The following is a 20,209-nucleotide window of genomic DNA, read 5'->3' as shown; positions in this document are numbered from 1 at the left end:
AAAAAGCGGCTCCGGTTGCCCGGAGCCGCCAAGGTTCGCTTCGTAAGGAATGGTTTCACGCCATCGCCACCGGCGGCAGGCGTTGGCCGATGCCGCCGAGCACCCCAACCACCCGGCGGCGCATCGGTTGCCAGAAAACCGACAAGGTGAGCAGCGCCGATCCGATGACGAAGGCGGTGAATGCCGCCGACAGTTCGACCGCGCCCGCCTGTTCAAACAGCGCGTAGAGCGCGTAGAGGACGTAGGCGAGGCTGGAGACGAGCAGCGCGCGGCGATCGACCGCCAGCGCCACGATGCCGAACGCGACGTAGAGCGCGATCACCACCGCCGCCATCGGTGCGGTCACGCTCGGGCCGAACACGCCCAGCAGCTGGAACAGCGAATGCGCGATCAGCGGCGCGGCGACGAGGTGCAGCCAGAAGGCGACGTCGCTGCGGCGCGTCCGGCGATCACGGTCGGACAGGTCCCAGCGCATGGCGGCGGCGAACACGCCGATCCCGCCCAGCAACGTCACCGGATACACATTGTCCTTGAGCGCCGGAAAGGCGGCGACCAGCAGCGCGGCGGCGGTTCCGACCAGTGCCGCTGCCCCCGCTGCGACCGTGATCGGCACCATGAACCGCCGCCAATGCGCCCATGCCGCGCCCGCCGACACGATGCCGATCCCGGCAAAGATCAGCGCGGTCGTGCGGTCGGGGACATTCAGCGGATCGAGTTCGGCCACGAGGCCGACCAGCATGGCGGCTACCCCGCCGACAAAGGCGAGCAGCAGCAGGATGCTGGGCAGCGCCATCCGGCGGCGTGCGGTGAAATATTCGGCGAGGAACCACGATGCGCCGGCCACGCCCAGCCCGCCCAGCGGGCTCCAGACCGCACCGCCGATCCACGCGAGCGACACCAGCAGCAACGCCAGCGCGACCGAGACGAAGATATCGTTGAACCCGGTCAGCAGGCGGAAATGTTCCTCGTCCACCACCGGGGTCGCGCGTTGCCGCGCGATATGCGCACGCAGTGCATCGGCGGCGTCGCGCGACATCACGCCCGCCTCCACCGCGCCGTTCAGATCGCTTTCGCTGTACATGTCATGACCTCCCTGTATTGGTGAAGTATGACACTTGTGTATTGTCTTTGCAATACACGTGCTGCGTCTCAATAGACGGGCCAGATGCCGGGCGTCGCCATCTCGATGACATGGCCGTCGGGATCGGCGACGTAGAGGCTGCGCCCGCCACTTGGCCAGCGGACTTCGCCGGTGATCGCGATGCCGCGCGCGGTCAGATGGTCCTGCCACGCCGGATAGTCGGCATCGGCGATGGCGAACGCCATATGCAGTCGGCCGGTGCCGTCGTGGCCGGGGATCGTGCCGCCCGGCGTCGCCATGTCGCTGGCAGATGCACCGCGCAGGAACAGTAGCAGGACGCTACGCCGCCCGGCGTCCAGCGCGGCCATGCGGGCGTTGCGCAGGAGGAGCGGCCGGCCGAGATCATCGGCGTAGAAGGCGACCGCGCGGTCGAGATCGTTTACGTAAAGCGCCGTTTCCAGCACGCCGTCGATCGGGGGAGGGGGCACGGGTCGATCCTCACGCTGTCGGCCGCAGCATAACGATCGCGGGGCGGGCGGCCCATAAAAAAGGCGCCCCGCCACAGGGGCGGAGCGCCGTTGCTGGCCGTCAGGCCGGTGGTCTTAGCGACCGCCCGGATTGCGGCAGCTGTCCTTCACGGTGCGCGAGCACACCGGATAGCTGTCCTTCGCCGGCGGCGGCGGGGTCACCTGCGGCGGGGCGAACTGCACCTGGCCACCTGCCATCGGGGCACCGGCCATCGGCGCGCCTGCCATCGGGGCGGGCGGGGCCGGGGGGGCCATCGGTGCCGGGGCGGCGGTCGTCGACATCGGATCGGCCGGCGGGGTCGTCGGCGCGGCGGCCGGATCAGCCGAGGCGTCGGGGGCCGGCGGCGGGGTCATGTTGTCGGCCGGCGGGGTCGGCGCGGTGGTCGTGCCCGGCTGCATCGTCGCATCGGGCGCCGGCGTCGTCGGCGGCGTGGTCTGTGCAACTGCTGCGCTGCCTATCAGCAGGGCGGCCATGAAAGCGACAGTCTTCATCGGAAAACTCCTTTTCGACTTGTATCGTTGAGGCTGCGAACCAAACGACCCAAGTCGAAAAGGTTTCCGACGAAGTTTTCAGCCCGTCGCGTCCAGAGCGTATCCTGCCGAACGCACGGTGCGGATAATATCGGGCCGGTCGCCGACATTGATCGCCTTGCGCAACCGCCGGATATGTACGTCGACGGTACGCGATTCGATGTCCGAATCATGCCCCCACACCGCATCGAGCAGCCGTTCGCGCGAAAAGACCCAGCCGGGATGTTCGAGGAAGTGTTTGAGAAGACGGAATTCCGTCGGGCCGAGCGGCACGACTTCGCCCCCGCGCCGGACGCGGTGGCCGACCGTGTCCATTTCGATATCGGCATAGCTCAGCGCCTCCCCCGCCAGCGCCGGGCGCACGCGGCGCAGGACGGCGTTGACGCGGGCGACCAGTTCGCGCGGAGAAAACGGCTTGGTGACATAATCGTCGGCCCCGGTCTCCAGCCCGCGGACCCGATCCTCTTCCTCACCGCGCGCGGTCAGCATGATGATCGGTACGTTCTGCGTCTCGGCCTGGCGGCGCAGCTGGCGGCAGACCTCGATCCCCGACAGCCCCTCGACCATCCAGTCGAGCAGTACGATATCGGGCGTCGCTTCGCGCGCGAGGAGCAATGCCTCCTCGCCCTCATGCGTGCGGACGACCTCGAAATCCTCGCGCTGGAAATGAAAGGCGATCAGTTCGGCCAGCGCCGCATCGTCTTCCAGCAGCAACATCCGTGCCTTGCTCATGATTATCCTGCGAAATCGGGGGTTTCACGTTCGGCCATCGTCTGGCCCGTCGCGGCGAAATAGACCATTTCCGCGACGTTGGTCGCATGGTCACCGATGCGTTCCAGATTCTTGGCGACGAACAGCAGGTGCGCGACCTGGCTGATCGTCTTGGGATTTTCGACCATGTAGGTCACCAGCACGCGGAAGATGCTGTTGTAGTAATCGTCCAGCGCACTGTCGCGCTTGCAGATTTCGACCGCCGCCTGCGCGTCGCGCGCCGAAAAGGCGTTGAGCACGTCATGCACCATGTCCGATGCCAGCTGCGCCATGGCGGGCAGGATGCTCAGCGGCTCGATGCGCGGGTCGTGGGTTTCGCCGTGGATCGATGCGACCCGTTTGGCGATGTTCTTGGCATAGTCGCCGATGCGTTCGATCACCGCGGCGATCTTCAGCGCGGCGACCACTTCGCGTAGGTCGTCGGCCATCGGCGCACGCAGCGCGATGACGCGGACGGTCAGTTTCTCGACCTCCGCCTCGATCGCGTCGATCGCCTTGTCCTGTGCGCGGACCTGCTTGGCGAGCGCCGGATCGTTGCGGGTCAGCGCCAGCATCGCGTCGCTGATCGCCTGTTCGGCAAGGCCGCCCATCTGCGAAATCAGCGCACGCAGATGGCCGATGTCGCGATCGAACGCCTTGACCGTGTGTTCGTGGCCCGTCGCCATGTCGCTCCCCTCAGCCATACCGCCCTGTAATATAGTCTTTTGTGCGCTCCTGGCGGGGGTTGGTAAAGATGTCCGAGGTACGGCCATATTCAACCAGCGTGCCGAGGTGGAAGAAGGCGGTGCGCTGCGACACGCGCGCCGCCTGCTGCATGTTGTGGGTGACGATGGCGATGGCGTAACGGCCGCGCAGTTCGTGGATCAGCTCCTCGATCTTGGCGGTCGCGATCGGGTCGAGCGCGCTGCACGGTTCGTCCATCAGGATCACTTCGGGATCGACCGCGATGGCGCGGGCGATGCACAGCCGCTGCTGCTGCCCGCCCGACAGCGCGGTGCCGCTGTCCGACAGGCGGTCCTTCACCTCGTTCCACAGGCCGGCGCGGGTCAGCGAGCGTTCGACGATCCCGTCCATGTCGCCCTTCGATGCGGCAAGGCCATGGATACGCGGGCCATAGGCGACGTTTTCGTAGATCGACTTGGGAAAGGGGTTCGGCTTCTGGAACACCATGCCGACCCGCGCGCGCAGCTGCACCACGTCCATGGCGGGGGAATAGATATCCTCGCCATCAAGGCGGATGTCGCCGGTCACGCGGGCCGACGCCACGGTGTCGTTCATCCGATTCATCGTACGCAGGAAGGTCGACTTGCCGCAGCCCGACGGACCGATGAAGGCGGTGACATGCTCCATCGCGATGTCGATCGATACGTCCTTGATCGCCTGTTTCTGGCCATAGAACACGTCGACGCCGCGCGCCGACAATTTCGGGGTCGCGTTGGTGAGTTGGGTGTCGGTCATTACCAGCGGGTCTCGAAGCGATTTCGGAGATAGATGGCGAGCGCGTTCATCGCGAGGAGGAACGCCAGCAGCACGAGGATCGCCGCGCTGGTCTTTTCGATGAAGCCGCGGCTGACCTGATCGGACCAGAGAAAGATCTGGACGGGCAGCACGGTGGCGGGGTCGGCAAAGCCCTGCGGCGGCTGGCTGATGAAGGCGCGCATCCCGATCATCAGCAGCGGCGCGGTCTCGCCCAGCGCACGGGCCATGCCGATGATCGTGCCGGTCAGGATGCCGGGCAGCGCGAGCGGTAGGACGTGGTGGAACACCACCTGCACCTTCGACGCGCCGATGCCGAGCGCGGCGTCACGGATCGACGGCGGCACCGCCTTGATCGCATTGCGCCCGGCGATGACGATGACCGGCATGATCATCAGCGCCAGCGTCAGGCCACCGACGATCGGCGCCGAGCGCGGCAGGTTGAGCGTGCCAAGGAACACCGCCAGCCCAAGCAGCCCGAAGATGATCGAGGGCACGGCGGCGAGGTTGTTGATCGACACCTCGATCAGGTCGGTCCAGCGGTTCCGGGGGGCATATTCCTCCAGATACAGCGCCGACAGCGTACCGACCGGAAAGGCGATCAGCAGCGTGACGAGCATCGTCATCAGTGAGCCCTTCAGCGCGCCCCAGATGCCGACCGCCGTCGGATCGGTCGAATCGGCCGATTTGAAGAAGTCGGTGTTGAACCCGGTCGAGATCGCACCGGCCCGACCCAGCTTCGCGACCATGGCTTCGTCGGCGGGTTCGCCGTCCGCCTTGGCCGCTTCCTCGATGCCCGGCGCGGCGGGGACGGGGATCGACACTTTGCGCGACAAGATCGACGGGTCGGCCTTGATCGCGTCGCGTACCGTCAGCCACGCGCTGTCGGAGATGACGCGGTTATCCTCGCCGAAGGTGGCGGCGGCGGCCCCGTTGACCGTATTCTCGAGGCCCGCGCCGGCCAGCGCCAGATCGGCGCCGCGCGTCTTCAACTGCGTGCGGTCGACCTCCAGCCCGGCGGCCGGGAAGTCGATCGGCAGCGTGACCAGCGTCCGCTGGAACCCGCCGATCCCGCTCATCAACATCGTGATGAGCAGGAAGGCGAGGAACCCGGCCGACAGCGACACGGCGGCAAGGCCGAAGAAGCGGAAACGGCGTTCGGCGGCATAGCGGCGGCGGATGCGCTTCTGCATCGTCGCCGTCTTCCAGTCGGTCGGCACGCGCTCGGGCACGTCCCGCTGCACCGCGGGCGATCCGGCGACGTTCGCAGGACTATTCATACGCTTCCCGATACCGTTTGACGACGCGCAGCGCGACGACGTTGAGGAGGAAGGTGATCGCGAACAGCGTGAGGCCGAGCGCGAAGGCGGCGAGCGTCTTCGGGCTGTCGAACTCCGCCTCGCCGGTCAGCAGGTCGACGATCTGCTTGGTGACCGTCGTCGCGCTTTCGAACGGGTTGAGCGTGATCGATGCCGCGCCGGATGCCGCCATGACGACGATCATCGTCTCGCCGATCGCGCGCGACACGGCCAGCAGGACGCCCGCGACCACGCCGGGCAAGGCGGCGGGGAGCAACACCTTCGCGATCGTCTCGCTGGTGGTCGCGCCCATCGCCAGGCTGCCGTCGCGCATCGATTGCGGCACGGCGGCGATCGAGTCATCGGCCATCGACGAGACGAAGGGGATAATCATCACCCCCATCACGAGGCCGGCGGCGAGCGCGCTTTCCGAACTGGCAAACGGCATGCCGAGCATGACTGCGAGGTCGCGGATCGCCGGTCCCACGGTCAGTGCGGCGAAATAGCCATAGACCACGGTCGGCACGCCGGCGAGGATCTCGAGGATCGGCTTCATCCACTTGCGCACGGCCGGCCTGGCATATTGCGTCAGGTAGATCGCGCTCATCAGCCCGAACGGGATGGCGACGATCATCGCGATCACCGCACCGATGAAGAACGTGCCCCAGAACAGTGGCACCGCGCCCAGCGTCGCGCCGGGATCGTTCGAGCGGATGACCTGCGGGCTCCAGTTGGTGCCAAGCAGGAAATCGGTAACCGGCACGATGCGGAAGAAGCGCCAGCTTTCGATCACCAGCGACAGGAAGATGCCGAGCGTGGTCAGGATCGCGATCAGCGACGCGACCAGCAGCGCCAGCATCACCGCGCGTTCGACCTGGTTGCGTGCGCGATAGTCGGGGCGGATGCGGGTAAAGGCGAACGCGCCACCGGCAAAGGCGAGCAGGATCGCCAGCACCGTGCCGATCCAGTCATAGCGGCTCTGCGCGGCGGCATAGGCCGGGGCCAGCGCCTCAGCCTGCTGGTTGAACGCGCCGTACGCATTGCCGAGCGCCAGCGATCGCGCTTCGGCAAGGATCGCGGAGCGTTCGAAACCGGGGCCGGGTAGGCCGGCGGCGGCGGGCGCCTGCAACACCGCATCGCGCACCAGCGCGGGCGACACCGCGCTCCAGATGCTGAGGAACAGCAGGGCGGGCGCGGCGATCCAGATCGCCATGTGCCAGCCATGCTGGCTGGGCAGCGAATTGGGCCGGTCGGCGGCGGTTACGGGCTTGGCGAAGCGGGCGGCGCGTGCGCGCGCGACCATCCAGCCGATGCCGCCGAACCCCAGCATCAGCAGGATCAGGGTAAAGCCGTGCATCAGTGCAACCCCGCCGGGTTCATCGGGGTCTGATCCTTGATCTCGGCAGCCGATTCGGCGCGGACGGCGGCAGGGGCGGCGATCATGCCGCGCCGGGTCAGCGGCCCGTTCGGGTCCCACGACTTCGCATAGGCGGTGAGGAAGTCGATCATGCCGGGCACGGGCTTGATGTGCGCTTTCTTGACATAGATGAACAGCGGCCGGGCACCCGGATAGCTGCCATCGGCGATGCTGTCATAGGTCGGCACGATCCCGTCGATCGGCACGCCGTGCAGCCGCGACTTGTTTTCCTCCAGATAGGAATAGCCGAAGATGCCGATGGCGTTGGGGTTGGTCGACAGGTTCTGGACGATCAGATTGTCGTTCTCGCCCTTGTCGACATAGGCTGCGTCCTCGCGGATGCGGGTGCAGATGTCCTCGTACCGGTCCTTGTCGCTGTCCTTCAGCGCCTTGACCCCCGGCACCGCCGCTTCGCACGCCGGCACCATGATGAGTTCGACCAGCGCGTCGCGGGTGCCGCTGGTGGCGGGCGGGCCAAAGAACTGGATCGGAATCGCGGGCAGTGCCGGATTGATCTCGTTCCACATCCGCGCCGTATTGGGCTTGCCCAGCGGATTGGCCGACAGCGCCATATACACGTCGCGCCGGGACAGCTTCAGCTTCGGCCCGTTGTTCGATTCGGCCAGCGCCACGCCGTCGACGCCGACCTGCACCTCCATGATATCCTTCACGCCGTGCGACAGGCAGGTCGCATATTCCGACTTCTTCAACCGGCGCGATGCGTCGAGGATGTCGGGATGCTGCGGGCCGACCCCGGCGCAGAACAGCGCGGCACCCGCGCCGGTGCCGGTCGATTCGACCAGCGGCGCGCGCAGGTCGGGGTTCGCGTTCACCAGCATTTCGGCAACGGCGGTGGTGAAGGGATAGACGGTCGACGACCCGACCACGCGGATATGGTCGCGCGACGTCTGCGGCTCGCAGGCGCTGAGCGCGAGGCCGAGGGCCAGGACGGACGCGATCCGGCGGGTCATGCGGTTCCAGTTTCCAGATGCGTGTACGGTCATTCGCGACGCTCCGCCGTGCCATGTTACCATGGCGTTACGGCTTTATGACACCGTGGAGGGGAAGCAGGACGGAAACCGTCGTGCCATCCCCCACCACGCTGCCGATATCGAGCCGGCCGCGATGGCGCTCGACGATGTGCTTGACGATGGCAAGGCCAAGGCCCGTGCCGCCCAGCGCCCGGCTGCGCCCTGAATCGACACGATAAAAGCGTTCGGTCAGGCGCGGGAGATGTTCGATCGCGACCCCCTCGCCATGGTCGCGCACCACCAAAGCGGCCATGGTGTCGCGCGGGTCGAGGCCGATTTCGACCGGCGTTCCGGCGCGGCCATATTTCATCGCATTGCCCATCACATTGTGCAGCAGCTGCGACAATTGCGCCCGGTCGCCGATCACGGTCACGCCGGGCGCGATGCGCAGCACGATATCGGCCCCGCGCGTCGGGTTGGTCGCGGCCAGTTCGTCGCGCACCGCCGGCACCATCGCCGACAGGTCGATCGCCTGGTCGGGCGGGCGATATTTCTCGGCCTCGATCCGGCTCAAGGAGATCAGGTCGTCGATCAGCCGCTGCATCCGCCGCGCTTCGTCGTTCATGACCTTCAGGAAGCGTTCGCGCACCGCAGGGTCCTCGCCCGCCTCGTCGCGCAGCGTTTCGATGAAGCCCAGCAGCGAGGCGAGCGGGGTGCGCAGTTCGTGGCTGGCATTGGCGACGAAATCGACGCGCATCTTTTCGGTCGCGCGATTGCCGGTGCGGTCGACCAGATGGACGAGCCGGCGATCGTCAGCCAGCGGGCGGACCCGCATTTCCCAGCTCTGGTCACGCGCGCCAAGGCCGACCAGTCCGACCGGTTCCCGATCGTCACGCATGCCGAACAGCCGTTCGGCGGCGGCAGGATGGCGGATGGCGAGGCGGACGTCGCCGCCGACGATATGCTGGCCGAGCAGCGCGAGCGCGGCGGGGTTCGCCGCCTCGACATGGCCGCCGGCGATGACCAGGATCGGTTCGTCGACCGCATCGATCGCGGCCTGCGTCGCGGCGAACACCTGCTGGCGCTGGGTATCGGGCGATTCGCTGGGTCCCCGTTCGGGCGGGTGCAGCCCGGCGACCAGCACCGCGGCGACTGCCCCCACCAGCACCACCGCGCTGGCGTTGATCCCGGCACCCAGCAACAGCGCCAGCAGGGCGACGCCGATCGCGATGACGAGGGCGAGGGGCAGGCGGGGGCCGAATTCGTCCATCGCCCCCGATTAGGGTGCAGACCCATAAACGGCAATGGCCGTGATCGTCGTGGGAAAGGCGCAAGCAAGCGACGCGGCCAGCGACGTTCCCACGATGACCGCGAAGCGGAAGGCCGAAGCTGGTCGTTGCCGTTTATGCGTCTGCACCCCTAGCGGAAGTGGTGCCCAAGGGCAGCGCCGGCGGCATTGCCCCGCGATTGGACGCGTTAACCCTCTTTGCGATTGCGAAAACCGGTGCATTGGGGAAGATGGCGGGATGACCGACACGCCCACCCCTTCGCCCGATGGCAAGCTCGCGCGGCGCACGCTGCTGATCGGTGCCGCCGGCGCATCGGCGGTGGTGTCGATCCGCCCGGCGCTGGCCCAGACCCAGGCGTCGATCATGACCTGCGAAATCCCGATCCCCGATCGCGCCCGCGCCGGACAGATGATCGCGTCCGATGGACAGGTCGTCGCCCCCGGCACGCCCGGCGCCTTTCCCGGTGCCAACCGCCCGTTCACCGGCGAACAGGTCAAGCTGGCGATGAAGGGGCAGAATTTGCCGGGTGCCGATGGCGATACGACCCGCGCCTACCTGAAATATGTCCAGCGGTTGCAGAACGGGACCAGCGGCTTCACCTGTTTCGCCTCGCTCCAGATGCCGCGCGGCTGAACCGGCCGTGCCGGCACGCTATCGCGCGCCGCCGGCGGTTGCCCTGCGCATCGTGCCGCTCGACCGATTGAGCGTGCTCTACCACCGCGCATCGGGGCAGACCCATGTCGTGGCGCCGCCGGTGCCCGAAATCCTCGACCTGCTGGCCGACCGGGCGATGACCGCGGAAGAATTGCTCGCGGCGCTGGCCGAACGGTTCGACCTGCCCGATGGCGACGCGGCGGCGCTGATCGCGCGGCTGGACGAGCTGGTCGACACCGGGCTGGTCGAGCGCATGGACGAACCGGCGTGAGGTACGCGACGATGCTGCGCATCGGGCCGGTGGGGTTCCGTATCGGCAGCGACTGGCGCGGCCCCATCGATCAGTTGCGCGACCTCTATCGCGACTATCCGCAGCCGGCGGATGGCATCGTCGATTTCAACGTCCGCCTGTTCGCCGCGCGACCGTGGCGGCGGTTCGTGCGGCCGTCGGTGATGATCGGTGGCGACTTCACCATTCCCGACGCCGCGCCGTTGCCGCTGGCACAGGGGCTGTTGGCGGCGGAGATGGGGATGAACCTGCAGATGGCGCTGGCGCAGCGGCGGTATCTGTTGCTCCACGCCTCCGCCGTCGAGCGCGACGGGCGCGCATTGCTGATGACCGGCGAATCGGGCGCGGGCAAATCGACGCTGGCGGCGCTGCTGATGACACGCGGCTGGCGGTTGATGGGCGACGAATTCGCGCTGCTCGACCCGGCAAGCGGGCTGGTCCACGCCTTTCCCCGTCTCATCAGCCTGAAGAACGAAGCGATCGGGGTGATGGAGCGCGCTGCGCCCGGTGGCCGGTTCGGGCCGCTGCTGGCGGGCACGCCGAAGGGGGACATTCGCCACCTGGTCCCCGATGCCGCCGCGATCGCCGCGATGGATCGCCCCGCCGTCCCGGCGCTGCTGCTATTCCCGACCTTTGGGCCGGCGGAGGCGGTGCGATCCGTCGAACCGGCCGAAACCTTCGTGCGGCTGACCCAGGCGTCGACCAATTATGTCGCGATGGGTGAGCGCGGGTTCGATGCGCTGACCGGACTGGTCGCGCGGCTACCGGTGCGGGCGATCGACTATCCCGACACCGCGCTGGCGCTGGTCGAGCGGCTGTGGGGGGAGCTGGCATGAGCGGGGCGCTGGTCGCCGCCGTGCTGGCTGATCCGGGGCGGGCGGCAACGCTGACGCCAGATCAATGGAACGCGCTGATCGCCGCGGCGCGGGCGGAGCAGTTGATCGGGAGCGTGGCGACCCGGCTGGAGGGACTGCCGGTCCCTGCCGCACGCCTCCTGTCCGACGCCCGCGCGTCCGCCGAACAGGGCCGGGTGGCGGCATTGTGGGAGGCGGAGGCGGCGCGCCGCGCGCTCGCCCCGCTCGGTGTGCCGGTCGTGCTGTTGAAGGGGACCGCCTTCGTCGCTGCCGGGCTGGATGCCGGGCGGGGGCGCGCGATCGGCGACCTCGACATCCTCGTGCCGCGCGAGGCGCTGGACGCGGTGGAGGCCGCGTTGCTGGCCGCTGGGTGGGAATGGGTGAAGCCCGACCCCTATGACGACGCCTATTACCGCCGCTGGATGCACGAGCTGCCGCCGCTGATCCACCGGACACGCGACCGGATGATCGACGTCCACCACACGATCCTGCCCCCGACCGCGCGGCCGACGCCCGACGCGGCGCTGCTGATCGCGGACGCCGTGCCGCTGGCGGGCGGGCTGTCGGTGCTGTGCCCGGAGGACATGGTGGTCCACGCGGCTGCCCACCTCTTCGCCGATGGCGATCTGCAGGGTGGCTTGCGCAACCTGTGGGACATCGACCGGCTGGTGCGCAAGTTTGTCGATCGCGATGCCGGGTTCGTGGCGTCGCTGACGCAGCGGGCGGCACGGCACGAACTGTCGGCGGCGGTCGCGCGGGCGCTCAGGCTGGCGCGGCGGATTTACGGCACGCCCGGCGGCGGCGGCCCGGTGGCGTCGGACGCGCTGTTCACCCGGCGGCTATTGGCCCGCGACGGCTGGGGGCGGTTGCGGCACAAGGGCACCGAGTTGGGTTTCTACGTCCGCTCGCATTGGCTCCGGATGCCGTCAGCAATGCTGGCGCGGCATCTGTGGACGAAGTTTCGAAAGAAATAGACGTGCCCTCTGCTGGTCACGTCGGCTTTCGCCCAATTGCAGACTTAGAGTGGCTGCCGCATACATCGGCGATGACCAGCGGCCTCACTAAGCCCGAAAGGATGGAACTTCGTCGTGGCCTTGGCAATCGGAAGGTGCTGTGGTTGCCACCACGCCCTTGAATCGAGGTCCAGAATGCCTCTGGCCGCATGCTTGCTTTGACTGTCACAAGTCATGGAAGCGACCGGAAGATACTACGGCCAAGTGCCCAGAATGCCGGGGCGATCTTCGGTGGATGGGGCGCGCCTTCAAAGTTCCCAAGAGGGATGACACTGAGCAATGGGCTAAGGTCCGGGCACTCTGGTTTGCTGGTTTCCGCTTCATCAACCACACACGCTGGCGAGATGCAGAGCCATTCCCAGACCGTCTGCGAGAAGTTGAGGACTTCATCCGCAGGAACCCGCACCACCCGTTCCGGACGCAAGTAGCGGACGGCAGCTAACCACCAGCCCGGCCAGCTCGCCAGCCGCCTTAGCTGGAGTGACGATGCCCTACCGCCACATCCCCCGCGTATCGTACACCTGCTTGCCTTCGCGTGCCTCGACCGGCACGCCCTTGAACACGCTATGGTCGACCAGCACGACGAGGATGTCGTTGGCTAACCCCTCGTCCAGCGACACCAGCCGTCCGCCGCTCAACGACCGGGGCAGGGCGGTGACGAACGGTTCGACCAGATCGATCCGGTCGCTGTAGCGCGCGATCAGCGCCTGGGCGACCTTCACCGCCGGGCTTTCGCGCAGGTCGTCGATGTCCGCCTTGAACGCGAGGCCCAGCAGCGACGCGCGGGCGTCCGGCGACGCCTCCAGCATCGCGACGGTGCGGCCAACGACGTGATCGACCTTGCCGTCGTTCACTTCGCGCGCGGTGCGGATCAGCGGGGTCTGTTCGGGCGCAGCATCGACGATGAACCACGGATCGACCGCGATGCAGTGCCCGCCGACGCCCGGACCCGGCTTCAGGATGTTGACGCGCGGATGGCGGTTGGCCAGCTCGATCACGTCCCACACGTTCAGGTCCATCTTGTCGCACACGATCGACAGCTCGTTGGCAAAGGCGATGGCGACGTCGCGGCTGGTATTTTCGACCAGCTTGACCATTTCGGCGGTGCGCGCGGTGGTGACGGTGCAGGCCCCTTCGACGAAACGGCGGTAGAAGCCGCACGCCGCCTCGGCACAGGCGGGGGTGATCCCGCCGATCGAGCGTTCGTTGGACACGAGTTCGAGGATGATCCGGCCGGGCAGCACCCGTTCGGGGCAATAGGCGACGGCCATGTCGGGCGCATCCGACATGCCGGGCATGGCGAGGTCGGGGCGCAGTTCGGCCAGCAGATCGCGAATCTGTTCGGTGGTCCCGACCGGCGAGGTCGATTCGAGGATCACCGTATTGCCCTTTTCCAGCACCGGCGCGATCGCGCGGGTGGCGTTCAGGACATAGCTGAGGTCGGGCACATGCCCCGGCCCGAACGGCGTCGGCACCGCGATGACGAAGATAGCGGACGGCGCCGGCGCGGTCGCGGTGGTCAGCCGGCCCAGCAGCACGACGTCGCGCACCAGCGTGTCGAGATCGGCTTCCTCTATATGGATGTCGCCGCGCGCGACCGTGTCGACGACATGCTGGCTGACATCGATGCCGATGACCCGCGCGCCCGAGCGGGCGACGACGGCGGCGGTCGGCAGGCCGATATAGCCCAGCCCCACGACGCAGACATCATAGGTGTCGGCGGCGGTGATCCGCTGTTCAAGCATAGAGGGTCTCCACGATGCGGGCGGAGGCATGGCCGTCTCCGAAAGGGTTATGCGCCCGTGCCATCGCGGCATAGGCATGGGGGTCGTCGAGCAGCGTACCGACTTCGGCGACGATGCGGTCCTCGTCCGATCCGATCAGCTTGGCGGTGCCGGCCATCACGCCCTCGGGACGCTCGGTCGTCTCGCGCATCACCAGTACCGGCTTGCCGAGGCCGGGTGCTTCCTCCTGCACCCCGCCCGAATCGGTCAGGACGAGGTGGCACAGGTCGAGCAGGCGGACGAAATGCGGATAATCCTGCGGGCCGATCATCGCCACGCGCGGATTGTCACCGAGGATCGCGTCCATGACGGAGCGCACCTGCGGGTTGGGATGGACCGGAAAGATCACGCCGACATCCTCGCGCGCAGCGATGCGGGCGATGGCGCGGGCGATATTCTCCATGCCGCCGCCGAAATTCTCGCGGCGATGGGTCGTGACCAGCACCACGCGCTTGCCCGCAAACCGATCGGCCAGTTCGTTCAGTCCTTCCGTTCGCTGCGGTTCGGCGGCAAGGCGTTCGCGCGCCATGTGTAGCGCGTCGATGACGGTGTTGCCGGTCACCAGCACGCGGCTCGCCGGCACATTCTCGGCCAGCAGCGCGTCAGCGGCGGTCTGCGTCGGGGCGAAGTGCAGATCGGCGATGCTGCCGACGATCTTGCGGTTCACCTCTTCGGGCCAGGGGTGATAAATGTCGTGGCTGCGCAGGCCCGCCTCGACATGGGCGACGGGCACCTTGCGGTAATAGGCGGCAAGCGCGGCCACCATCGCGGTGGCGGTGTCGCCCTGCACGATCACCCGGTCGGGCTGCTCCGCGTCGAACACCGGACCCAGCGCATCCAGCAGCCGCGCGGTCAGGCCGTCGAGCGACTGGCCGGCGGTCATAATGTTCAGGTCGATATCGGGGGCGATCCCGGCGAACTCCATCACCTGGTCCAGCATCTCGCGATGCTGTGCGGTCACGACGACGCGGGTGTCGAAACCGGGATGGGCGCGCAGGGCGTGGATCAGCGGGAACAGCTTGATCGCCTCGGGCCGCGTGCCGAAGACGACCAACACTCGCTGCACCCGCTGACCCATCACACGCCCCCGCGACCTGAACTGGTCGCTATCATGGCCGATGTAGCTGCGGGAGCTTAATAATTGGTGGCTCTCAGATCCTCCCCGCTCTGCGGGGAGGGGGACCGTCCGCGCAGCGGATGGTGGAGGGGGTTCGCTGCGCAACGCAACTGTGCCGTATGCCGACACCCCCCTCCACCATGCTGCGCATGGTCCCCCTCCCCGTGCCGGGGAGGAGCTTCAGGCGTGATACCGATCCGCTACCTTGTCCCGCGACGCATTGGGCGCGATCTTCGCCTCGGCCGCCTCCAGCGCCTCCCAGTCCGCAACATCCGGCAGCGACGGGATGCATACCGCCTCGCCCAGCTCCAGCGCGCGCAGCGAGGCGACGACCAGATCGTCGGGCTCCATCACGCGCTCGGGCGGGAAGTCGTCGATGCTCTTGCCCGCGACATGGTGGAAGTCGGTCGCGGTGACGCCGGGGATCAGCAGCTGGACGCGGATATTGCCGCCCTTCGCCTCGGCCTGCATCGTGCGGGTGTAATAGGTGACATAGGCCTTGGACGCGCCATAGCCGGCATAGCCCGGCATCTTGGTGAACAATGTGCCCGACCCGACATTGATGATCGTGCCCTGTCCGGTGCGCTTCATGCCGGCCATCGCCGCATCGGCCAGCCGGCTGAACGCGACGACGTTCAGCAGCAGCATGTCAGTCATGTCGTCGCGGTCGCCCTCGCCGACCTTGCCCATCGCGGCGAAGCCGGCATTGTTGACGAACAGCGCGATCGGATCACCGGCCTCCAGCCGTTCCTCCACGACGTCGAGGTCATCGGGATCGGCGAGGTCGGCGGCGATCACCTCGATATCGATGCCGTGTTCGACCGACAGCTGTTCGGCAAGGTCGCGCAGCCGGTCTTCGCGCCGGGCGACGATGACCAGATCATGGCCGGTGCGCGCCAGATGATGCGCGAAGCTGAGACCGATACCGGACGATGCGCCGGTGATGAGGGCGACGGGGCGGGTCATGGCAATTCTCCTATGGTCGCGTGGGGGAGCGTTCGGCAGCAAGGTCGGTTCCGCACTCCCTTCCGTCACCCCGGATCAAGTCCGGGGTGACGATAGCATCTACAGCCTCGCCAGCGTCGGGATCAGTTCGTCGAAATAATCGATCACCGCATCGGCGCCGAGGTCCGCGACCGGCTGCATCAGGAAGCCAAACGAACAGGCGATGTTGGGAATGCCGGCATTCTTCGCGGCATCGATATCGAAATGCGAATCGCCTACGAACGCCGCGCGTCCGCCGCCGCACTGGGCGATCATAGCGTCGATTGGCGCGCGGTTGGGCTTCGACTTGCCCGGCCCCAGCGTGTCGCCGCCGATGATGCAGGCGAAGCGGCGGGTGAGGTCGAGTTCGTCGAGCAGCCGCCGCGCCAGCGCCTCCAGCTTGTTGGTGACGATCGCGACCGTCACCCCCATTGCGTCGAGCTGGTCCAGCGCCGCCATTGCCCCTGGAAAGGGCCGCGAATGCACCGCGATATGCGCCTCGTAATAATCGAGCAGCAGGCGGTGGAGCCGGGTCAGCTCCGCCTCGTCGCAGCCGCCGGTCGCTTCCATCCCCTGGCGCAGCATGTGCTTCGCCCCGCCGCCGATCATCGGAATGACCTGCTGCCGCGTCAGCAGCGGCCGGCCGGCATCGGCCAGTGCGTGGTTCACCGCATCGGTCAGGTCGCCGCTGGTATCGACGAACGTGCCGTCGAGGTCGAAGCCGACGATCGCGAATGAAATCTTTGTCATCATCGCCGCATTGGCGCGCGCGATATGGAATTGGCAAGGGTCGTGTGCCACAGACTGCCCCCATGAGCGCACAACCGATCGCCGCCGTGATCCTCGCCGCCGGGCAGGGCACCCGCATGAAGTCGTCGAAGCACAAGGTGCTGCACCCGCTCGCCGGTCAGCCGATGCTGTTTCACCTGCTCGACAGCCTGTCCGCCGCGAACGTCACCCGCCGGGTGGTGATCGTCGGCGCGGTCGGCGAACAGGTGGAAAAGGCGGTCGCCGGGCGCGGCGTCGAGATTGCGTGGCAGCGCGAGCAGCTGGGCACCGCCCACGCGGCACTGCAGGCGAAGGAAACGCTGGCCGACCACGACGGCATCGTGCTGGTGTGCTTCGGCGATACGCCGCTCCTGTCGGCGGATACCGTCGCGCGGCTGACCGCGCGGCTGGACGAAGCCGACGCTCCGGCGGTCGCGGTGCTGGGCTTCCGCCCCGCCGATGCTGCCGCCTATGGCCGGATCATCGCCGACGACGCCGGCAACATCACCAAGATGGTCGAGTATAAGGACGCCAGCGCCGACGAACGCGCGGTGAACCTGTGCAACAGCGGCGTGACCGCGGTGCGCTCGGCCGACCTGTGGGCGCTGCTGGAGCGGGTCGGCAACGACAATGCCGCCGGCGAATATTACCTGCCCGATATCGTCATGCTCGCCATCGCCGACGGGCGCGGTGCGGTGGTGATCGAGACGGCGGCCGACGAAGTGGCCGGCATCAACAGCCGCGCCGAACTGGCGGCGGTGGCGAGCGCGTGGCAAGGCAAACGCCGCGCGCGCGCCATGGCCGATGGCGTCACGCTGGTCGCCCCCGACACCGTGTTTTTCGCCCATGACACGCAGCTCGGGCGTGACGTGACGATCGAACCTAACGTCGTGTTCGGCCCCGGCGTGACCATCGCCGACAATGTGACGATCCACGCCTTCAGCCACTTGGAGGGCGCGACCGTCGCGGCGAAGGCCGACGTCGGCCCCTATGCGCGCCTGCGCCCCGGCGCGGTGCTGGGCGAGGGGAGCCGGGTCGGCAATTTCGTCGAGGTCAAGAACACGACGCTGGGTGTCGGCGCCAAGGCCAACCACCTGACCTATCTCGGCGACGCGACGGTCGGGGCAAACGTCAATATCGGCGCGGGCACGATCACCTGCAACTATGACGGCTATTTCAAATACCGCACCGAGATCGGCGAGGGCGCGTTCATCGGGTCGAACAGCGCGCTGGTCGCGCCGGTGAAGATCGGCGACGGCGCGCTGGTCGCCGCCGGGTCGGTGGTTACCCGCGATGTCGAGGGCGACGCGCTGGCGCTGGTCCGTGCCGAACGCGCCGACCATCCCGGCTGGGCCAAGCGCTTCCGCCACAAGCAGGCTGCCGCCAAGGCCGCCAGGAAATAACCCAAGCGGGCATCCCGCCGGAGAGACGAATATGTGTGGAATTGTTGGCATCATCGGCACCGAAAGCGTCGCCGACCGCTTGTTGGACGGCCTGAAGCGCCTCGAATATCGCGGCTATGACTCGGCGGGCATCGCCACCGTGGAGGGCGGCGCGATCGAGCGGCGTCGTGCGTCGGGCAAGCTGAAGAACCTCGCCGCCGAACTGGGCGAGCATCCGCTGCCGGGCAATATCGGCATCGCCCACACCCGCTGGGCGACGCATGGCGGGCCGACCACCGACAATGCCCATCCGCACGCGACCAACGAAGTCGCCGTCGTCCACAACGGCATCATCGAGAATTTCAAGCCGCTGCGCGAGGAACTGACCGCGCGCGGCCGGGTCTTCACCAGCGAGACCGATACCGAGGTCGTCGCCCATCTGGTCAGCGAACAGGTCGAGGCGGGCCGCACCCCGGCCGAGGCCGTCAAGGCGATCCTGCCGCGCCTGCATGGTGCGTTCGCGCTGGCGATCCTCTTCCGTCAGCATGACGACCTGCTGATCGGCGCGCGGCTCGGCTCGCCGCTGGTCGTCGGCTATGGCGAGGGCGAAGTCTATCTCGGCTCCGACGCGCTGGCGCTCGCCCCGCTGACGCAGCGTATCGCCTATCTGGAGGAAGGCGACTGGGTCGTCTGCCGTCGCGACGGCACCGAGATCTTTGATCGCGACAACAACCCCGTCGAGCGTCCGGTCACCCTGTCGGGCGTCACCGGCGCGCTGATCGACAAGGGCAATCACCGCCACTTCATGCAGAAGGAAATCTACGAGCAGCCGATCGTCGTCGCCCAGACGCTGCGCTCGTACCTGCAGCGCTTCGAGGGCAAGGTGACGCTGCCGATCCCCGATTTCGACCTGTCGGGAATCAAGCGTGTCACGATCGTCGCGTGCGGCACCAGCTTCTATGCCGGGATGGTCGCCAAATACTGGTTCGAACAGTTCGCCCGCGTGCCCGTCGACTTGGATGTTGCATCCGAGTTCCGCTACCGCGCGCCGGTGATGGAGGAGGGCGGCCTGGCGCTGTTCATCAGCCAGTCGGGCGAGACCGCCGACACCCTCGCAGCCCTGCGCCACGCCAAGAGCGAGGGCCAGACCATTGCCGTCGTCGTCAACGTGCCGACCAGCACGATGGCGCGCGAAGCCGACCTGCTGCTGCCGACCCATGCCGGGCCGGAAATCGGCGTCGCCTCGACCAAGGCGTTCACCTGCCAGCTCGCCGTCCTCGCCGCACTGGCCGCCAATCTCGCCAAGGCGAAGGGCAAGCTGTCCGAGGCGGAGGAGCGCAGCATCGTCCGCCACCTGGCCGAAGCACCCGCGTCGATCAACGCCGCGCTCGCCTATGACGAGGCGATCGAGGGGATGGCGGGCGTCATCGCGGCGGCGCGCGACGTGCTGTATCTGGGCCGCGGCACCGACTATCCGCTGGCGCTGGAAGGTGCGCTGAAGCTCAAGGAAATCAGCTACATCCATGCCGAGGGCTATGCCGCCGGCGAGATGAAGCACGGGCCGATCGCCCTCATCGACGACCAGGTGCCGGTGATCGTCATCGCGCCGTCGGGGCCGCTGTTCGACAAGACCGTCAGCAACATGCAGGAAGTGCAGGCGCGCGGCGGCAAGGTCGTGCTGATCTCCGACTATGACGGCATCCAGGCGGCGGGCGACGGCGCGGTCGCGACGATCACCATGCCGAAGGTCCATCCACTGATCGCGCCGATCGTGTACGCGGTGCCGGTGCAGTTGCTGGCGTACCATGTTGCGGTTGCCAAGGGCACCGACGTGGATCAGCCGCGCAACTTGGCGAAGAGCGTGACGGTGGAGTGACCTGAAGCTCTTCCCCGCTGCGCGGGGAGGGGGACCGTCCGCACATCGGACGGTGGAGGGGGTTCTCCGCGCAACGCAACCGTGCCGTAAGCGGGCACCCCCCTCCACCAGCTTCGCTGGTTCCCCT

Annotated in this window: 20 protein-coding genes; 6 read left to right on the top strand and 14 right to left on the bottom strand. The window is 67.5% G+C overall.

The annotated features are described in order from the left end of the window. Positions 1–55: 55 nt before the first annotated feature. The 10 genes from ASE67_RS12535 to ASE67_RS12490 form a co-directional block, all read right to left on the bottom strand. Positions 56–1,081, bottom strand: coding sequence for a hypothetical protein (locus ASE67_RS12535; RefSeq protein ID WP_055761809.1), 1,026 nt, complete (start codon positions 1,079–1,081; stop codon positions 56–58). Positions 1,082–1,149: 68 nt separating this feature from the next. Further along, a complete protein-coding gene (locus ASE67_RS12530; protein ID WP_082457117.1) occupies positions 1,150–1,569 on the bottom strand; it encodes a VOC family protein in 420 nt (139 codons plus the stop codon). Between the two features lie 114 nt (positions 1,570–1,683). Beyond that, entirely contained in the window at positions 1,684–2,100 is a 417-nt protein-coding gene (locus tag ASE67_RS12525) for a hypothetical protein (RefSeq protein WP_055761802.1), read from the bottom strand. Between the two features lie 78 nt (positions 2,101–2,178). Continuing rightward, the gene (phoB, locus tag ASE67_RS12520) at positions 2,179–2,871 is read right to left on the bottom strand and encodes a phosphate regulon transcriptional regulator PhoB (protein WP_055761798.1); all 693 of its coding nucleotides are present in this window, start codon (positions 2,869–2,871) and stop codon (positions 2,179–2,181) included. Positions 2,872–2,873: 2 nt separating this feature from the next. Then, positions 2,874–3,575: a phosphate signaling complex protein PhoU gene (phoU, locus tag ASE67_RS12515; RefSeq protein WP_055761795.1), complete on the bottom strand. Its 702-nt coding sequence runs from the start codon at positions 3,573–3,575 to the stop codon at positions 2,874–2,876. A gap of 10 nt (positions 3,576–3,585) precedes the next feature. Further along, positions 3,586–4,368 (bottom strand): phosphate ABC transporter ATP-binding protein PstB, encoded by a 783-nt coding sequence (pstB, locus tag ASE67_RS12510; RefSeq protein ID WP_055761792.1) that lies wholly within the window; start codon positions 4,366–4,368, stop codon positions 3,586–3,588. Beyond that, the gene (gene pstA / locus ASE67_RS12505) at positions 4,368–5,666 is read right to left on the bottom strand and encodes a phosphate ABC transporter permease PstA (RefSeq protein WP_055761790.1); all 1,299 of its coding nucleotides are present in this window, start codon (positions 5,664–5,666) and stop codon (positions 4,368–4,370) included. The genes pstB and pstA overlap by 1 nt, the downstream gene beginning before the upstream one ends. Then, complete coding sequence (gene pstC / locus ASE67_RS12500) at positions 5,659–7,041, bottom strand: phosphate ABC transporter permease subunit PstC (RefSeq protein WP_055761787.1); 1,383 nt, start codon at positions 7,039–7,041, stop codon at positions 5,659–5,661. Before pstC ends, pstA begins: the two co-directional genes overlap by 8 nt. Next, on the bottom strand, positions 7,041–8,072 hold the full coding sequence (locus ASE67_RS12495; protein WP_055761784.1) for a substrate-binding domain-containing protein: 1,032 nt from the start codon (positions 8,070–8,072) through the stop codon (positions 7,041–7,043). The genes pstC and ASE67_RS12495 overlap by 1 nt, the downstream gene beginning before the upstream one ends. 67 nt (positions 8,073–8,139) lie before the next feature. Continuing rightward, on the bottom strand, positions 8,140–9,342 hold the full coding sequence (locus ASE67_RS12490; protein ID WP_055761781.1) for an ATP-binding protein: 1,203 nt from the start codon (positions 9,340–9,342) through the stop codon (positions 8,140–8,142). A 256-nt stretch (positions 9,343–9,598) separates the two neighbouring features. Between ASE67_RS12490 and ASE67_RS12485 the strand changes: the two genes are divergently transcribed. The 4 genes from ASE67_RS12485 to ASE67_RS12470 are packed head-to-tail and all read left to right on the top strand — an operon-like array spanning position 9,599 to position 12,132. Then, the gene (locus ASE67_RS12485) at positions 9,599–9,994 is read left to right on the top strand and encodes a hypothetical protein (RefSeq protein ID WP_055761778.1); all 396 of its coding nucleotides are present in this window, start codon (positions 9,599–9,601) and stop codon (positions 9,992–9,994) included. Between the two features lie 7 nt (positions 9,995–10,001). Continuing rightward, positions 10,002–10,286 carry an HPr-rel-A system PqqD family peptide chaperone gene (locus tag ASE67_RS12480; RefSeq protein WP_055761776.1) on the top strand — a complete coding sequence of 95 codons (285 nt, stop codon included), beginning with the start codon at positions 10,002–10,004 and terminating at the stop codon, positions 10,284–10,286. After that, positions 10,283–11,140, top strand: a complete 858-nt coding sequence (locus ASE67_RS12475) for an HprK-related kinase A (RefSeq protein WP_055761774.1) — start codon at positions 10,283–10,285, stop codon at positions 11,138–11,140. Before ASE67_RS12480 ends, ASE67_RS12475 begins: the two co-directional genes overlap by 4 nt. Then, positions 11,137–12,132 (top strand): nucleotidyltransferase domain-containing protein, encoded by a 996-nt coding sequence (locus tag ASE67_RS12470; RefSeq protein ID WP_055761771.1) that lies wholly within the window; start codon positions 11,137–11,139, stop codon positions 12,130–12,132. Before ASE67_RS12475 ends, ASE67_RS12470 begins: the two co-directional genes overlap by 4 nt. 530 nt (positions 12,133–12,662) lie before the next feature. Here the strand turns inward: ASE67_RS12470 and wecC are convergent. From wecC to ASE67_RS12450, 4 genes are all read right to left on the bottom strand, one after another. Continuing rightward, entirely contained in the window at positions 12,663–13,916 is a 1,254-nt protein-coding gene (gene wecC / locus ASE67_RS12465) for a UDP-N-acetyl-D-mannosamine dehydrogenase (RefSeq protein WP_055761767.1), read from the bottom strand. Continuing rightward, positions 13,909–15,033 (bottom strand): non-hydrolyzing UDP-N-acetylglucosamine 2-epimerase, encoded by a 1,125-nt coding sequence (gene wecB / locus ASE67_RS12460; protein ID WP_055761763.1) that lies wholly within the window; start codon positions 15,031–15,033, stop codon positions 13,909–13,911. The genes wecC and wecB overlap by 8 nt, the downstream gene beginning before the upstream one ends. A 219-nt stretch (positions 15,034–15,252) precedes the next feature. After that, positions 15,253–16,038, bottom strand: coding sequence for an SDR family NAD(P)-dependent oxidoreductase (locus tag ASE67_RS12455; protein WP_055761760.1), 786 nt, complete (start codon positions 16,036–16,038; stop codon positions 15,253–15,255). A 99-nt stretch (positions 16,039–16,137) separates the two neighbouring features. Beyond that, positions 16,138–16,806, bottom strand: coding sequence for an HAD-IA family hydrolase (locus ASE67_RS12450; RefSeq protein WP_055762841.1), 669 nt, complete (start codon positions 16,804–16,806; stop codon positions 16,138–16,140). Positions 16,807–16,868: 62 nt separating this feature from the next. Between ASE67_RS12450 and glmU the strand changes: the two genes are divergently transcribed. Continuing rightward, on the top strand, positions 16,869–18,227 hold the full coding sequence (gene glmU, locus ASE67_RS12445; protein ID WP_055761757.1) for a bifunctional UDP-N-acetylglucosamine diphosphorylase/glucosamine-1-phosphate N-acetyltransferase GlmU: 1,359 nt from the start codon (positions 16,869–16,871) through the stop codon (positions 18,225–18,227). Between the two features lie 31 nt (positions 18,228–18,258). Further along, on the top strand, positions 18,259–20,082 hold the full coding sequence (glmS, locus tag ASE67_RS12440) for a glutamine--fructose-6-phosphate transaminase (isomerizing) (protein ID WP_055761755.1): 1,824 nt from the start codon (positions 18,259–18,261) through the stop codon (positions 20,080–20,082). Positions 20,083–20,209: the final 127 nt, after the last annotated feature.

This window comes from Sphingomonas sp. Leaf23 (assembly GCF_001421585.1).
Taxonomy (GTDB): Bacteria; Pseudomonadota; Alphaproteobacteria; order Sphingomonadales; family Sphingomonadaceae; genus Sphingomonas.
Note: the sequence above shows the minus strand (reverse complement) of the source record. Positions and strands in the feature narration are given on the sequence as shown.

What these genes read in the sequence shown, in the direction of transcription:
- ASE67_RS12535 (WP_055761809.1), bottom strand. Translation starts at nt 1,081, where the DNA reads ATGTACAGCGAAAGCGATCTGAACGGCGCGGTGGAGGCGGGCGTGATG.
- ASE67_RS12525 (WP_055761802.1), bottom strand. Translation starts at nt 2,100, where the DNA reads ATGAAGACTGTCGCTTTCATGGCCGCCCTGCTGATAGGCAGCGCAGCA.
- phoB (WP_055761798.1), bottom strand. Translation starts at nt 2,871, where the DNA reads ATGAGCAAGGCACGGATGTTGCTGCTGGAAGACGATGCGGCGCTGGCC.
- phoU (WP_055761795.1), bottom strand. Translation starts at nt 3,575, where the DNA reads ATGGCGACGGGCCACGAACACACGGTCAAGGCGTTCGATCGCGACATC.
- pstB (WP_055761792.1), bottom strand. Translation starts at nt 4,368, where the DNA reads ATGACCGACACCCAACTCACCAACGCGACCCCGAAATTGTCGGCGCGC.
- pstA (WP_055761790.1), bottom strand. Translation starts at nt 5,666, where the DNA reads ATGAATAGTCCTGCGAACGTCGCCGGATCGCCCGCGGTGCAGCGGGAC.
- pstC (WP_055761787.1), bottom strand. Translation starts at nt 7,041, where the DNA reads ATGCACGGCTTTACCCTGATCCTGCTGATGCTGGGGTTCGGCGGCATC.
- ASE67_RS12495 (WP_055761784.1), bottom strand. Translation starts at nt 8,072, where the DNA reads ATGACCCGCCGGATCGCGTCCGTCCTGGCCCTCGGCCTCGCGCTCAGC.
- ASE67_RS12490 (WP_055761781.1), bottom strand. Translation starts at nt 9,342, where the DNA reads ATGGACGAATTCGGCCCCCGCCTGCCCCTCGCCCTCGTCATCGCGATC.
- ASE67_RS12485 (WP_055761778.1), top strand. Translation starts at nt 9,599, where the DNA reads ATGACCGACACGCCCACCCCTTCGCCCGATGGCAAGCTCGCGCGGCGC.
- ASE67_RS12470 (WP_055761771.1), top strand. Translation starts at nt 11,137, where the DNA reads ATGAGCGGGGCGCTGGTCGCCGCCGTGCTGGCTGATCCGGGGCGGGCG.
- wecC (WP_055761767.1), bottom strand. Translation starts at nt 13,916, where the DNA reads ATGCTTGAACAGCGGATCACCGCCGCCGACACCTATGATGTCTGCGTC.
- wecB (WP_055761763.1), bottom strand. Translation starts at nt 15,033, where the DNA reads ATGGGTCAGCGGGTGCAGCGAGTGTTGGTCGTCTTCGGCACGCGGCCC.
- ASE67_RS12455 (WP_055761760.1), bottom strand. Translation starts at nt 16,038, where the DNA reads ATGACCCGCCCCGTCGCCCTCATCACCGGCGCATCGTCCGGTATCGGT.
- ASE67_RS12450 (WP_055762841.1), bottom strand. Translation starts at nt 16,806, where the DNA reads ATGACAAAGATTTCATTCGCGATCGTCGGCTTCGACCTCGACGGCACG.
- glmU (WP_055761757.1), top strand. Translation starts at nt 16,869, where the DNA reads ATGAGCGCACAACCGATCGCCGCCGTGATCCTCGCCGCCGGGCAGGGC.
- glmS (WP_055761755.1), top strand. Translation starts at nt 18,259, where the DNA reads ATGTGTGGAATTGTTGGCATCATCGGCACCGAAAGCGTCGCCGACCGC.